The sequence below is a fragment of the Streptomyces sp. NPDC054866 genome (genome assembly GCF_053610745.1).
Genome location: NZ_JBSGZA010000017.1, coordinates 1 through 14,183 on the forward strand (window position 1 = coordinate 1; position 14,183 = coordinate 14,183).

General features: G+C 66.9%; 7 protein-coding genes. All 7 read right to left on the reverse strand.

What is annotated here, in order from left to right:
* Positions 1–417: 417 nt before the first annotated feature.
* The 7 genes from ACWGI2_RS41205 to ACWGI2_RS41235 all read right to left on the reverse strand — a co-directional run bounded on the left by ACWGI2_RS41205 (position 418) and on the right by ACWGI2_RS41235 (position 14,071).
* Positions 418–1,041: a hemopexin repeat-containing protein gene (locus ACWGI2_RS41205; protein ID WP_453701152.1), complete on the reverse strand. Its 624-nt coding sequence runs from the start codon at positions 1,039–1,041 to the stop codon at positions 418–420.
* A 95-nt stretch (positions 1,042–1,136) separates the two neighbouring features.
* Complete coding sequence (locus tag ACWGI2_RS41210; protein WP_453701154.1) at positions 1,137–4,697, reverse strand: hypothetical protein; 3,561 nt, start codon at positions 4,695–4,697, stop codon at positions 1,137–1,139.
* The gene (locus ACWGI2_RS41215; protein ID WP_453701156.1) at positions 4,694–7,444 is read right to left on the reverse strand and encodes a hypothetical protein; all 2,751 of its coding nucleotides are present in this window, start codon (positions 7,442–7,444) and stop codon (positions 4,694–4,696) included. Before ACWGI2_RS41215 ends, ACWGI2_RS41210 begins: the two co-directional genes overlap by 4 nt.
* Positions 7,445–7,481: 37 nt before the next feature.
* A complete protein-coding gene (locus ACWGI2_RS41220; RefSeq protein ID WP_453701158.1) occupies positions 7,482–8,582 on the reverse strand; it encodes a hypothetical protein in 1,101 nt (366 codons plus the stop codon).
* A gap of 919 nt (positions 8,583–9,501) precedes the next feature.
* On the reverse strand, positions 9,502–10,347 hold the full coding sequence (locus tag ACWGI2_RS41225; RefSeq protein ID WP_453701159.1) for an IS5 family transposase: 846 nt from the start codon (positions 10,345–10,347) through the stop codon (positions 9,502–9,504).
* Positions 10,348–10,712: 365 nt separating this feature from the next.
* Entirely contained in the window at positions 10,713–13,601 is a 2,889-nt protein-coding gene (locus tag ACWGI2_RS41230) for a M48 family metalloprotease (RefSeq protein ID WP_453701161.1), read from the reverse strand.
* Positions 13,598–14,071, reverse strand: a complete 474-nt coding sequence (locus ACWGI2_RS41235) for a hypothetical protein (protein ID WP_453701162.1) — start codon at positions 14,069–14,071, stop codon at positions 13,598–13,600. The genes ACWGI2_RS41230 and ACWGI2_RS41235 overlap by 4 nt, the downstream gene beginning before the upstream one ends.
* Positions 14,072–14,183 lie beyond the last annotated feature (112 nt).

The window sequence follows — 14,183 nt, forward strand, 5'->3', positions numbered from 1 at the left end:
CGCAACGATCAACTCACGTGCCCCGACCCCCATCATGAACAGTTCAACGAGCCGCCCGGGCACCAAGCCACGGCTTACTGTGCACGAGGTCGTTAGGGGCCGGCGCACCGGGCAGGCGGAAACCTGCCATGTCGGGGCGTGGTCAGGTCTTCGATTCGTGGGTGACGTGGTACGCCTTTGCGGTGTGCCGTGGATCGAAGCCAGCGTTGTGTTGCGCCGCGTCCTGTTGAGCCTCGCTTTCGTAGTACCAGATTTGCCCGACGAAGCATTCCTCCTGAGGGCACCAGACGGCCCAGAAATCTGTGGTTCCGTCGCGCATCACTCCGATGGGTCCCCCCTGCTGTCCCTGATCACTTGGAGTCTTCACAGCAGTTCAGTCCTTGCCTGAGTGGTGCAGGTTTGATGACGTGGACCAGATCACAATCCCAGCCAGTTTCCTGCCAGTGGCTTCGGATATCCATCGTCCACCTTGTCGTTCTCGATGTCGTACCTCATGTAGGCGGCGCTCAGGAAGAAATAGGCCACCTGACGGCCCTCGACCTTTTCGGGCCACACGAACCCTCCCCTCAGATTCTGCCCGGTTGTCCACAGGCCGGGCCAGTAGTCCTTGATCTTCTTGGGGTAGCCAGCGTCGACCTTTTTGGTGGCGGCATTCACCCGGTAGTACCTGTCGTCCTGGAAGAAGTAGACGCTTCCGTTGGGCCAGAGTACGGCGGCGTCGATGCGGTGATCCTGGAAGCCGCCGAGCACCCCGGGCCAGTTGAGGGCCGTCGGCCTGGGGTACTCGTCATCGACCTTGTCCGCGGCGATGTCGTAGCTGTAGTAGTCGTCGCGGTCGAAGAAGTACGCCTTGCCGCCGGCGGGCCAGACGATCGCGCCGTGTATGGAGGCGTCGCCCAGGCCGGGCCAATACGTCGCGGTCTGCTTCGGGTAGCCGGTGGGGACCTTGTTCGCTGCGATGTCGAACTTGTAGTAGTCGGAGCTGCGGAAGAAGTACGCGCTTCCGTTCGGCCACAGAATCGAGCCGTTGTAGGCGTTCATGAGGTCCTCCGTAGTGACGTGCCGTTTCATGAGGTTCCGTCGTTCCGGTGCTGAACGGGGCCTGTGTGCCACAGACTTAGTGGAGACGGGCCCGCTTAGATTCCGGGAAGCATGACGGTATCGGTGAAAACGATTCGCTCCTTGATCTCGTCAGGGGTACCTGAATTCAGTGAGGTGCCCTGCTGCGACGGGCCGTTGGGGATGAGCTCGACCTCACGGATACGTACGCGGAGCGCCTCTGGACCCGTCGGCGGGACGAACTCGGACGTCCATTCCCTCTCACGGGACAGACCGACCTTCTTTGGGGAGGGACTCCGCAGATCCACGCGGTGCCAGGCCGGGACACCGGTGGCGGCGGTGCCGAATCCGACGAGATCCACCTGGCCCGGCGTCACGCCACTCGGCGCGAGGCAGCGCTCCAGAACCATGTCGACCTTGTTCACGGCGGATGCCTGTGTCACCGTTCCCGTGAGCGTGACTCGGAACCGATCAGCGAGGCGCGTCACACGGACGGTCCGGTCGGGCAACAGGGGCACGGTGTCCGTTCTGATCACCGGTGACAGGGAGAGGCCGGCCAGACTGTTCGGCTGGTAGCGGGCTACGGCGAGGCTCACCAGCACGCTGTGGAGCGATCGCCCGTCCACCCCGGTCAGGGCCACGTCGCACGACCAGAGTCCTTCGTCCTCGTGATATTCCGGTTGGTGCGGTTTGCCGATGACCTCGGCACCCGCCTCCGGCAGCCGCAGGCGCGCGTCCGGTCCCATCGCGCTGGAGACCTGCGGCGCGAACGGTGAGCCGGCGGGCAGGCCCAGGGTGGGGTAGAGGGGGTCGCTGCCCGCCTCCGAGACGTAGGCCGAGAGGTTGTCGTCCAGGTTCGCGCCCTCCGGGCGCGTCACCACCGCGAGCAGTTCTCCGGCACCGGAGCTGTGCCACGGCGGTCGCAGGGCCACTCGGATGCGGCCCGCCGAGCGTTCCCGCGTGAGGGTGTGGGACGGGGCGTCGAGGTCTCCCGACTGCCGCCAGAGGAACGCGGGCCGGGCGGAGGCGACCACCGGCGGTTCTGGACGTGCGGAACTGGGCACTTTCACCGAGACCAACTCCTTGGCCACGGTGAACTCGTCGACCAGCTCGGGATTACGAAAGTACTCCCGGAACCGGCTGATTGCCTTGAGGGTGTACGTCACGGTGCGGTGGCGGGTGTCTCCGAACTCGTGGCGGAAGAGCGTCGTCGGCCGCGCCGGGCCGGATGGATCGATCGTGAGCGTCTGGACGGGGACGTCGGTCGCCTCCTGGCGCTGGGCGTCCACGTGGTCCTCCCACCGGGCGGTGACGTGCAGCTCCGCGGTGCTCTTCGGGTCGAAGACGTCGGACTGCGGCTTGAACTCGGCGAAGGTGGAGTCGGCGGCTCGCGTCACAGTCAGGGTCGTCTCGGGCACGCGCAGCGGATGCTGCACGGCGTGTACGAGAGTGACGCGCCGTGCCGGGGTGGCCAGGGGATGACGTCCGAGGCCGAACGCCTTCGAGGAGTTCTCCGGCGGATCGGCCAGGTGCAGGGCGAAGTTGTCGGTGATGCCCTCCCGCGGGAACGTCGAAAGGTCCAGGGCGAGTTGCCGTCCCGGCTCCAGGCGGGCGACAAGCCGTTCCGCCTCCCACGCGACGAGGGGACTCCCCGACTTCGGGGTGGTCAAGTGGAGGGTCTTCGCCGGCAGGTCGGGCCACGCTTCCAGGTCTGCCCAGGCCCGCGTCAGGATCGTCGGAGGGTTCGTGTCGCTACGCGTCACGACGATCCCGCCGGCCGCCGGATCCGGCAGGCGGGGCTGTTCGGCCGCCTCGAAGGCCTCGTCCGAGGTCGCCTCCGAGGTCGCAGCGAAGAGCGCACGCCGGACCCACTGCCAGGTAACGTGGGTCGCCACGGCCGGATCGCCGTCGAGGTCGAACATGCCGTGCTGTTCGGCGAGGTCCAGCGTGCCGTCCGGCGGCCGGAGCAGCCGCTTGTCGTTGAGCGGGTAGCCGTTGTTCCCGGAGTACGCCGCCACGTCCAGCCCTGTCATGGGGTCGCTGCGGATCACCACGTGCTCCGCGGCCTCGCCGGGCGGAACGCCGCGGAGGTCGGTCGTCACGGGGTACGCGACGACGGGCGACGGCAGCGGTTCGTGGCGGGCGTATATCTCCGGCTGCGTACTGTGCTGGTCGGCTACCACGTCGCCGAGTTCGAGTCCTCCGCCCGCCAGGTCGGCCACGCGCGCCCGCAACGTGTAGTGGCGTCCAAAGCGCAGCGGCGGCAGCGACCCCGGCTCGACACGGAAGGACGTGCCAAGGTCGAGGCCCGGATCGGTGGGCGGCGTCGCCGGCGGTGACCCGTCGAGGGGCGGTCTGGGCACCGCGAGACTCCCGCCCCGCCAGCCTGCCATGATCTCGTCCGCGTGCAGCCCCGTCCAGTCGCTGATCGCGGCATTGGTCTTGGTGTGTCCTTCCTCCGGTCCGTCCGGCACTCCGATCACGAGAGGATCGCCCGCCGGCAGGCCTTCGGCGAGCGGCTGCTGGATCGTGTAGGTGGCACGGCGCCGGTGGAGTGAGAACCAGTCGGCGCCGCCGAGCGTCGGGCAGACGTCGATCCGGTAACCGAGGACCAGATCATCCGCGGTGAGAACGTCCGGCAGCGCTCCGCGCCGGGTGGCCGCTCTGCTCAGCCGTTCGCGCATCTCCTCGCCACGGCCCCGCAGCACGAGCTGCAGGCCGTTGGAGCGCAGGGCCGGCAGTGTCGAGGGCTCCGACGGGCGGGCGACTTCGGCGCGAGCCGCCTCGCGCAGCCGCTGGACCGCGACGTCCACGTCCACGGTCACGACCTGCCAGAGCGGCACGCCTTCGTCGTCGGTCCGGTCCAGCGCCACCATGCCGCCGCTGATCCGGGACGTCGAGCCGGGACGGAAGTCGGCGCCGAACTTCGTGCGCGGCGACACGATCACCGGCAGGGGAGCAGGCTTGCCGGGCCACACCACACGCACCGACCCTCCGGCGTAATGGGTGACGTCGGCCGGAGCGAGTGTCAGCTCGAGGAGCAGTCCCAACGCCCGCAGAACGGCCGGATGCTCCCGCAGCAGTGACAGGGCCCGGTGGAATCCCGGCCTGCTGGGCGGGGACTGCGCCTCCGTCTTCGCCTCCGGTGCCGCGAGCGGCTGTTCAGGGCGCAGCCAGTACGTACTGCTCAGGACGTCCCGTACGCGCTGTGCGAAGTCCTGCGACTGCGGCCCCAATTCCGGGGTCACCTCGGCCTTCGCCGCGGTGCGGAACGCCTGGGCCACCGCTGCCGCTTGTTCGGAGGTGGCCGACACGACCAGGTGGTCGGTGTCCACCGCGTCCTGCCGCACGGCGGCGTCCTCAACGGCGAGTCCGGCGACCACCCGCTTCCAGACACCTTGCTCGAACGGCACGACAGGGGTGAGGTTGCGCACTGCGTCCGGCGCGGCGGACGCTCCGGTGTCCGGCCGGAACAGTTCAGCGCGCACCGTGCCGGTCGTGAGGGCCGTCGGCGGCCAGGCCGCCATGCCGTGCTGCGCCAGCGAACCGCCGTCGAGCCTCGGCACGACGAGGACTCGCAGCAGCGGTTTGCCGTGCACGAAGCCGCCGGGTACGGGTATCCACAGCAATTCGCTCATGATGCGAACGCCCTTCTGTACTCCTCCCAGGCCGCGAACGCCGTCGCCTCGCGCGCCCTGGCCTCTGCGGGGGTCTCGGGCGCACGTGTGGAGGAGTCGCCGCCCAGGAGTTCAAACTTTCCGCTGTCGACCGTCACGGACCCCGAGTACAGCGTGAGGTCGAGCTCGATGACGAGGGTCGCGCGGCCGACCAGCCGCGGCGGGGTGTCCTCAAAGATCAGGGAGACGCGCAGCTCGATCGAGACGGTCACCAGGCCGAGGAGCTGCACGCTTCCGCCGATGCGTATGAACGCCTCCAGTTCCAGGGTGCCGTTACTCCGACGGAGGAACCGCACTCCGCCCAGAGCGTGGACCTCGGCTTTCGCGACCACGAAGTCGACGGAGAGCATGGCACCGAATTCCATGCAGATCTCCACCTTCGGCTCCGCGTCCCCAGCGATCTCCACGCAGACGTATCCGCCGCCGCTGAAGCCGGTGACCGAGAGGCCGAAGGGATGCTCCCGGCTCGCGAAACCGAGCACCACGGTCACCGGCTTCTCCGTGTACGGAACCGTCACCGCCAGTCGCGCGGCGATGTTCTGCAGGACGAACATGCCGGCCGCGGCCTTGGGCAGCGCGACCTCGTACCCGATGGTGATCCCGGTGGTGGAGACCCTGCTGGTGACCTTGTCGCCGAGGATCGCCTTCAGCTCGTTCTGCAATGTCTGGAGCAGCTTCAGCGCACCATGGAAGGCGATCTCTGGTTTGTTGAGGACGAGGTCCGCCGGCTGGCCCGGGCGTTGGTTGAACGCGACCGAGGCGAACGAGAGCGTCAGCAGCCGTGGGGCCGACGCCTGTGCGGACGACGGGGGAGGCAGCACCAGGGCGAAGTCCTTGAGGGCGCAGGTCGGAGGGGGCGGCTGGGCTGCGCCCGGCAGTGCCTCGGTGGCAGGGGGCCGGGTGCCGACGAACAGGTCGAGGGCCGGGGGCGGCCCGGTCTCTCTAGGCTGGAAGGTCTTGTATGCCTTCAGCCGGAGCCCCTTCCACGCCATCTCCGAGTGGATCTCCATTCCCACCCGCCGTTGCACGATCTGTGGCGGAGTCGGTTTGGGACTCCCGGCGGTGTCGATCAGTGAGGTCAGTGGGAGACCGAACAGCGTCGCCCCGCTGAAGGCACTCTCGATCGCCGCCGACAGGTCGGCGCCCTCCCGGATGATGCTCGTGGTCACGGGGCCCAGCTCGCGGGAAATCCCGTCGGCGAGAAACTTGGGCGCCACCAGTCCGCCCGAGCGATCGGCATTGGCCGTGAAACTGACCGGGACCTTGGACGACGCGTCGAAAACCAGAGGTACTGCGGGGAGGTGCGCCCCCGTGGAACCGGTGCGCATCTCGTCGGCATAGGCCATGGGCCGCGGCAGGTCGTGCCCCCCTACGCCGGGAAGCAGCGTACGCAGCGAGGCCAGGACGACCCCGAACCCGGCGAGGTCCGGGTGGTACTCGGGACCCGCCGTCGTGCCGGAGAACGTCAGGGAATGGACCTCCTGGACGTCTCCGGGTTTCCCGTCCGCTCCGATCAGGTCGATGTCGACGCCGGGGATCTCCACCTTGGCGTGCGGGCGCCAGGTGTTGAGTACCGTCTGCGAGGGGCCCGCTTCCGTGTCTGCGACGAAGACCAGAGGGATGTCGAACCTCACCGTGGTCCCGTCGGAGCGGCAACGCACGGGGAACTTCACCGGCGAGGGGGCACCCCCGGGAAGGAAGTTCACCGGGGAGTCCGGGGTCGTTGTGCCGGAGAGGTCGACGACCTGCTCCAAAACCTCCGCCTCGTCGAACGGGAAGGTCGGTGTGCGGAGCCCCGTGACGAGCGGGTGCGGGATCACGAGGACCCTGCGCTTGCGCAGGGCCGCGACACAGCGGACCGCGTCCCCGCCGTACACGCGCAGGAACGACCTACGAGTGAAGTCCTGGTACACACATGGGATGCCGAACGGCCAGAGCTTTCCTTTCGCGGTGGCGTCCGCCACGTTGTCTCGGCCGAGCGCCATGTCGTGGGTCCAGGAGGATGAGGGCCACTTCGCCTTCGCCGAAAGGGCTCCGCCCAGGGCGGTCAGTTCCAGCCGGGTGACGTCCGGTTGCGCGTGCTGGCTCCAACTCACGATTTCGTCCCGCCAGTTCTTCAGCGGCGGCGACTGGAACTGTGCTCCTTCCGGGATACCGACGGCCTCCCGGTACCCCGTTGGTCGGTACGAGAGGAGCGCGTCCGACTGGTCCGCGTCGCTCGCGAGCAGCGGGGCGGCCCACAGGCCCACGGCACCAGACCGTACCGAGGGCACGGGGTGCGGCATGTGGTCCGACCGGACGAGAGCGCTCGCGTGCCGGGCCAGGGGGAGTGCGTCGATCCCCCAGGGCAGCTCGATCCCCGACGACTGGCCATCGACGTGCGCCTGCCCGTCGCGGGCGAGGACGTCGAGGATGCCCTGCGCGCTCAACTCGATCACTGTCCCCGAGCCGACCCGGAAGACGAGCCGACTGGGTTTGGACAGCCGTGAGTCGCTGAATACGAGACCTGCCGTGTGGAACTCGGAGGCTGTCGTCTGCTCAAGGATCGCCTGAGGGGGGAAGGTGAGCGTCAGGTTGGGGTCGGCTCCGGTGGCCACCAGCCGTGGCGCCTGCGAGTGCCCGTCCGTTCGCAGCTCGAACCCGTTCCACTCCACGGCCAGGACGACGAAGTCCGCGCTGCGCACGATGAGATAGACCGGCGCTGCCATCGTTCCTCACCCACTTCCTTCCGGCTGTCGGAGGCCCTCACGGTGCCGCCGCGCCGTACCGGACCTCGCTGCCATTCATGTGCGCCACGTGTACGGTCCCCTCACGGTCGAGCACAAGGTCGCTCCACGCCCCGCCGGCCTCGATGTCGCTGATGGCGAAAGTGGCGCCGTCTCCCTCAGCGAGTTTCAGCTGACCTCCGGCGCCGTAGACCACATAGATCGGAGGGTGCTCACCGATACCGCAGGCCGAGTACGCTTCCTCTTCGCTTTCCACGCCATCGCTCAAGACTTGCGTCGTGGGCGGTTGCTCGAGGGTGCCGCCGAAGATGCAGAAGCGGACCGCGCGCTCGTTCCGTTCGTAGTAGGAGACGAGCCCCTCTCCGGAGTCCGCAAAAGTCATGGAAGGCCGCGAACCGAGGATCTGACCACCGTGCAGGACCCCCACCTGCGACTGTTCCGGCTGGCCCGTGCCGGCCCCTCCCGCGAGCCGGGCCACCCGCAGTCGGCGCACTGCCTGTCCGGCGGGCGCCAGGTCATCGAAGTACGCGATGCGATAGAGCCCATCGCGGGTGAAGGCCGACGTGGAGAACCACCCCTTTTCGACGAGGCCTCCTTTGTCGACCTCATGCACGTTCTTTTTCCACCGCGGAGGCTGCCCCATCGACGGAGGAGCCTTCGCGGCATGCCAGAGGGAGAACCCGGACTGGTAGGAGAGGTCCGGGGTGTCCTTGTTCGCCGCGACGACGAGGCCGGGATTCAGCCGCAGCGAGAGGAATCGGACCGGGCCGGTCAAGATACCTCCCTGCGTGGGGACCTTCTCGAAAGTCCACTCGGTGCTGCGTACCCTGTAGATGAGGTGATCGGTCTCCTTGCTCTGGTAGGCGACATGCGGATTCAGGCTCGGGTAGGACGAGATCGCCAGCCCGATGCGGTATGCGTCATGTGCCGCCTCCGCCTCCGCCTCCGCCGACAGCACCTGCCTGATCCATCCTTCTTTCTCCCGCCTGGCCAACACCACGGAGCCACCGGTCGTCGCGTAGGCGATCCAGGGAGTGTTCGTTTCGTCAACCGCCAGGGACAGCTGGCCCGCAGCGCTGCCGCTGTCGTCCACGGCCTCGGTGTAGAACTCGAGTGACATGCCTTCTCACCTCCCGTGCGCCCCAGATCAGGGACTCCGGGTCCTCGACGGGCTAGGACCGGCCTCGTCCTTGAGGCTGCCCGAGGTAACCCAGCTCGGGCCTCGGGTCGGTGCGACCGACGTCGACGGCAATGTGAAATTTGGAAGTGGGAGAAGTCGAGGGGCGGGGCACCGAAGGCATTGACGGGCTCCCCCGACTGACCGTACCTCCGACAGCGACCGCCCTTCCATCGTCCCCCCACGCCTCTGCCGGCGCACCTGGAGGCGGCACGCCACCCGGGTGGACGGCGGCCCTGCCGCCGCGGCGAACTCCTCGTACACCGGCGCCTCCACATCGCCTACCAGGTCGTCGGCGATCCGATCGACCCGCATCTCTGCTCGAGCGAGCACGATGCAAGGATCAGGGACGGGCGGACGTCCTCCGGGGCGGCTTTCGCAGCAATTCCCTGACCTGGACCGGACCTGGCCGTGAGCCGAATTGGTAATCGACGTACCCCACCCTCCACTGCGGCTTCCGCGTCGAGTGCGGGAGCACTGTCGTCTCCATCGACGACACCGCGCCCCAACTGAGCGAGGTGACCGGATTCAGCCTGACTGGCTGTGGAGGTTTGAGCGGGCTCTGGTCCACTGCCTGGATGTTGTTGGCGATCTGCGGCGGGGCCGCAGTCGCATTCCAGGAAGCGCTGGTGAGCCGTCGACGGCCCCGCAGCAAGGGCGCTGGCCGAGGACCGCCTGTGGGCAAGCTCCGGGCTGCCGAACCAGCACGCCGCACAAGGCGTAGCGGCGCGGTTCCACGAGGTCACTGCAAGATCGCCAACAGCATCCTGCCTGTCGTCTGGTGACGTTCAGTCACGTCAATAGAACCCGTTTGTGGAGGAGTGCGAATCCCGCGCGGCCTAGAGGGCGTCTGAAAAGCCGGTCAGCGGGCTGGTCTTGCGAGGCGCCGCACGAGGAGCATGGCCATGGTGAGGTAGATGGCGTTCTCTGAACACACGCTCAGGTACTCGTAGTCCTTCGACAGGCGGCGGCACCGTCCCAGCCAGGCGATGGTCCGTTCTACCACCCAACGTCGCGGGACCACTGCGAAGAGGGGCACGGCCGGAGGCGGTGTCCCTGCCTTCGCCCAGGTCGAGCGGAATCCTCCGTCGCGGCGCTGCACGACCTGCACGGTGATGCCGGTGGTTTCCCGGGCCCAGGCATGGAAGTCGGCACCGCGGTACCCCTGGTCCGCCCACACGAGCCGAAGGCGCGGAAAGACACCGGCAGCCTGGGAGAACAGCACCGCGGCGCCATCACGATCGCCGACGCTTGCCGGGCTCACGCAAGCGGCCAGGACGGTGCCGCAGGTATCGACGAGCAGGTGGCGCTTGATGCCGTTGACCTTCTTGCCGCCGTCGTACCCGTGCAGGCCACCGCGTTCACTGGCCCTCACGCTCTGACTGTCCACTATGGCCGCGCTAGGAGTGGCATCACGGCCGAGCTGCACCCGCTCGCGTTCGCGCAGAGCCGTCAACAGCCGCTCCCACACACCTTCTTGCTGCCATCGCCGCCAGTAGTGATAGACGGTCTGCCACGGCGGCAGGTCATGCGGCAACAATCTCCAGGCACAGCCGGCCCGCAGCCAGTACGCCAACGCGTTCAGAATCTCCCGCCGCATGTGTATCGCCGGCCGACCACCGGGCTTGACCGCCGGAACCAGTGGACAGAGGATCTCCCATTCCGGATCGGACAGATCAGTCGAGTAACGGGAACGCAGCCCGCACACCCCAGCCCCTGAAAGTGCGCCACCGCCCCGCTACCGACGGTACGGCCACCGCCAACGTGGGCCGGCAGTGGCTGGGCCGCCTGGGCAAAACCGACAACGGCATCGTCACAGTGACCACGGTGTGGACCGACGGGCGATCCGTTCATGGCTCGACCCCGCAGTCACCCTCAGTCGATGGTGGCGAGCCTGGACAGAGAAGGATCCACCCTCCGAGCTCCAGGACTTGATCGACGCGGTCACCACCGGACACGGCATTGACCTCTACCGCCGGATTTAACGAACTACCGGTAGCGCCATCGGGGCGAACAGCCGCCTGGCACACGAGAACTCCCCAACCGGAACGGGGGAAGTGGCCCGTCAAACTGTCAGAGCGTTCCGGGCCAGTACCGGTCTGCTTCTTCCACTCTCGCCATGATGCGGCTGTAGATCTTGTTGGTTTTGTTTGTTCCATCAGTGAGTAGGTCTAGCACCGGCTCATCGTCGAGTGTGGGGTGGTCCAACACTTTGAGGCAGTTCTGACCGGCCCGAACGGTGAACTTCAATGCTGCGCTCCAGGATTTCTGCAGCGCGGGATCTGGGAATGGGAGGCCACGCTGGGCCTGGCGTGCGTGCCTTGTCAGGGATCGGCAGACGGGTCGCAGCTTGGGAGCATCGAGGGTCCAGAGTTCCTTGGGGTTGCCGCGTATGAAGGTATCGAACTTCTCTGTGTACTCGTTGTAGTCGGATGACACGTAGTAGAGATGAATTCCTCCGCTGGGGTCGTTCCACCACGCTCCGGCCTGGCGTGCGCGGTCACGGGCATTGGCCGGTGCTGATTGTTCCGGCACCGACCAGCTCACGTCATTCGCCCCGCTGTGCAACAGGCTGGTGGACCACAGCGGGACAACGACAGCGGTGCTCAGCAGACCTGCCGCTCCCGCACGCCAGAGATGCCTGCGCCTGCGCGAGTAGAAGCCAGGCGTGGCGTCGCGGAGCGTGTCGGGTCCCGGACGCGTGCAGCCCGGGCGAGCACGCCGCACCGACTCGGCGAGCACGAGCACGGCAGCCGCAGCGATCGCGGAGCCATACAGGGCCGGGAGGACCGTGAGCGAGAGCCACTTGGCCAGCTCAAGAGCTGCTCTTGGCCGCCAGCTGCAGGAGTCATAGACGACGTTAAAGGGGCCCAGGCAGCCATCGGCAGAGCTGGCTGCGAAGAATCCGAGGACGGCCAAGGTCTGGGCGAGGCCGCCCGCGATGACTGCTTGCACCAGCGGTAACCGGCGGGCCGTCACTGCTACCGAAGCGGCGAGAATGAGAGTGACGGCCCAAATGGCGGCGGTCAGCCATCCGTTGTAAACGAAGAGGAAGGCAAGGTCCCGCTTTCCGCTTGCGGGCCTGGAGGTGTGCGCCCAGGCCATGAGACCGGCCACGGCGAGCCAGCAGCCGGCTGCACCTGCGAGCCCAGCCTTGACCGCATGTACAACACCAAATTCAGCAGGAGAGACTGCGTTCGTTTCTCTGCCGGCGCTCCTGCTGCTCGAGTCACTCAATCTTCGTGCCGTCTGCGGCCAAAGCCACAAAAGGAGAGGGATGGCCCATAGCGCGAGCGCGGCTCCCGCAGGCCCCGGCTGGCCTCCCAGGGTCACCAGGTACCAGAAGGCTGGGGCGAACAGGTCCAGCTCGGTTGAGTAATCGCTCCATGAGCCCGGGAACAGCTGCTGGATAGCCTGCTTGGAACCTATCGCTTCCCATATGTTGCCGGTCAGCGCAAGAGAGCCGAACGAATTCCACCATATGAGCCCCCCTCCTGCCAGTAAGCACGAAGCTGCTACGGATGGCCAGAGCGTCCATCGGACGCTTATCCCGCATCGCACCACCAGGGACGCGCACTGCGCTGTCCATGCCGCATACGCGGCGGGTGCAAGGGGCAACAGGAGGAGAAATTCGGGGTGTTCGGGCATCCACACCCAGAAGTTATACACCTGGGATATCAACTCACCTGCCGCCAGGCCCAGCCCAAGCCAGAGTCCCGATCTGATCCCCGTGGGTTCTGGCCGGCCCTCGGCTTGGGCGTGAAGGAGCGAGCGCCACACGGAAAGGGAGATGATTAACGCTGCGGGTGCTGCCGCCACCCATGTATACGTGTTTGTGCTCGAATAGGTTCTGAGAGTGCCTGTGAGGACTGGCGCGGCGCAACCAATCAAAAACATCTGCAGGGCGGCCAGGGAGTACAGGGCATCGGAGTGCTGTAATGCGCGCCGCCGTTGACGCCAGGACGGATGTGGGTACCAGAGTTCACGGAGAGACCTGAGCACCACTGAACGCTCCGCCGGGGCTTCGATGCTCCAAGCGTTTGGGTCTGCACCCGCGGCGATGGCGTCCGCATCGGCCTGCAGTTCCCGGTGGCGCAGCGTGTCCGCCCGCGCCAGCGTGAGGAGGAACAACAGGAAGAAGGTCTGGATCAAGGCTCGGGTGTTGATGGGCAGCGTGCTGGGCAGCAGGTCACTACCGCCGAGTGCAGGCCAGATATGGGTGACGCCGTTGACGACAACGGCTGCCTGTATCAGCAGGGACGGAACCAAGACCATGATGACGAATACGCGCCACAACGCCACAACTGCGTACCCGATGTCCACGTCCCGGTTTCGAATGTGTGCCAGCTCATGAAGCACCACGGCCCGGAAGCGGTCTGGTGCCGATTGCCGTATCGCCAGGAGCCCCGCATGCAGGCAGACGGTGTGGTGCTTCGTGCGCCCGAAGACGACCGCGCTGGCATCGGTGGCCGCGGCGTCCACCAAGAAACGCGGCGGCGTCACCCTGGCTTTTTGCACACAGGTGCTCAGTTCCGCCCTGATCTCACCGTTCGGGTCCCATTGTTCTCCTATGACCACCAGTCCACCGCGCCTGCTCCGCCAACGGGGTAGGACCCAATACAGCGCAAGTGCCAGAACGGCCATGCCTGCTGTGCCCATCAGACCGGGTCCGTAGCTGTTAGCTCTCATGCACGCGTTCCAGTTGTGCCTTCTGAAATTGTGGAGATTGGACCCCAAAGGTGCATGGGGGTCCAGGCCGCGTGCATACAGGCAGTCCCAATCGATATAGCCGTTGCTCAGCGAAGGAGCCAGGGTCTCGAGCGTCGTCTGGAGCATCCCGACGCTCGCGATGATCATGGCGAGAACAAGCAAGAGGAAGCGCAGGGTTGTGCCCGACGGCACAGCCCTGGGGTTGGCAGGCTCGCGGAATCGTCCGGCTTTGCCGCGCGGCGAACCGGTCACTGCAGCTCAGGCTCCTCCGCATCCCTTGGCTGTTCCTCCAGGACCAGGCGAGCCACCACCCGGTCGGCGAGCTGCTCCGCCGCTGCCGCCTCCATTCCGGAGGAGACGGCATCCCTGATGACCCGGCCGTGCAGGGCCTGCAACTGCTCGGGGGACAGCGGCGGCACGGTGAGCTCAGGCGAAGGCCGGCGCAGCAGCCTGCGCACAGCTGCCGCAGCCCGGGCCCGTAGCGTCATCACGCTGGAATCAGCAGCCGCACGGCAGAACTCATGCACCGCAATCCACACCACCGCGGTCACAATGGGCGCCATCTCCGAGACGCCGAAGCCCAGCTGCTCCCTGCGACGCCGCTTCATGCGCCGCACCACACGCTCGTCTCCTACTTCCGCCAGCGCGTCGAGGATCGGTGTCTCATCTGGTGCTGCGTCGCAGACAACGTCGTGCACCACTTCGCGCACCGTCAGAGCCATCTCGTCCCCGTTTCCCGAGAGATCCGTCCTCACCAAGTCCCCCCGTGCCAGGTTGCCTTGCCGTGCCAGTCGAGCGTGACACCTGCCTTTCGGGATGGAAAGGAGGTGTGCC

Excerpts from the sequence above, each read along its gene's own strand:
- ACWGI2_RS41205 (WP_453701152.1), bottom strand. The coding sequence starts at position 1,041 with ATGAACGCCTACAACGGCTCGATTCTGTGGCCGAACGGAAGCGCGTAC.
- ACWGI2_RS41210 (WP_453701154.1), bottom strand. The coding sequence starts at position 4,697 with ATGAGCGAATTGCTGTGGATACCCGTACCCGGCGGCTTCGTGCACGGC.
- ACWGI2_RS41215 (WP_453701156.1), bottom strand. The coding sequence starts at position 7,444 with ATGGCAGCGCCGGTCTATCTCATCGTGCGCAGCGCGGACTTCGTCGTC.
- ACWGI2_RS41220 (WP_453701158.1), bottom strand. The coding sequence starts at position 8,582 with ATGTCACTCGAGTTCTACACCGAGGCCGTGGACGACAGCGGCAGCGCT.
- ACWGI2_RS41235 (WP_453701162.1), bottom strand. The coding sequence starts at position 14,071 with ATGGCTCTGACGGTGCGCGAAGTGGTGCACGACGTTGTCTGCGACGCA.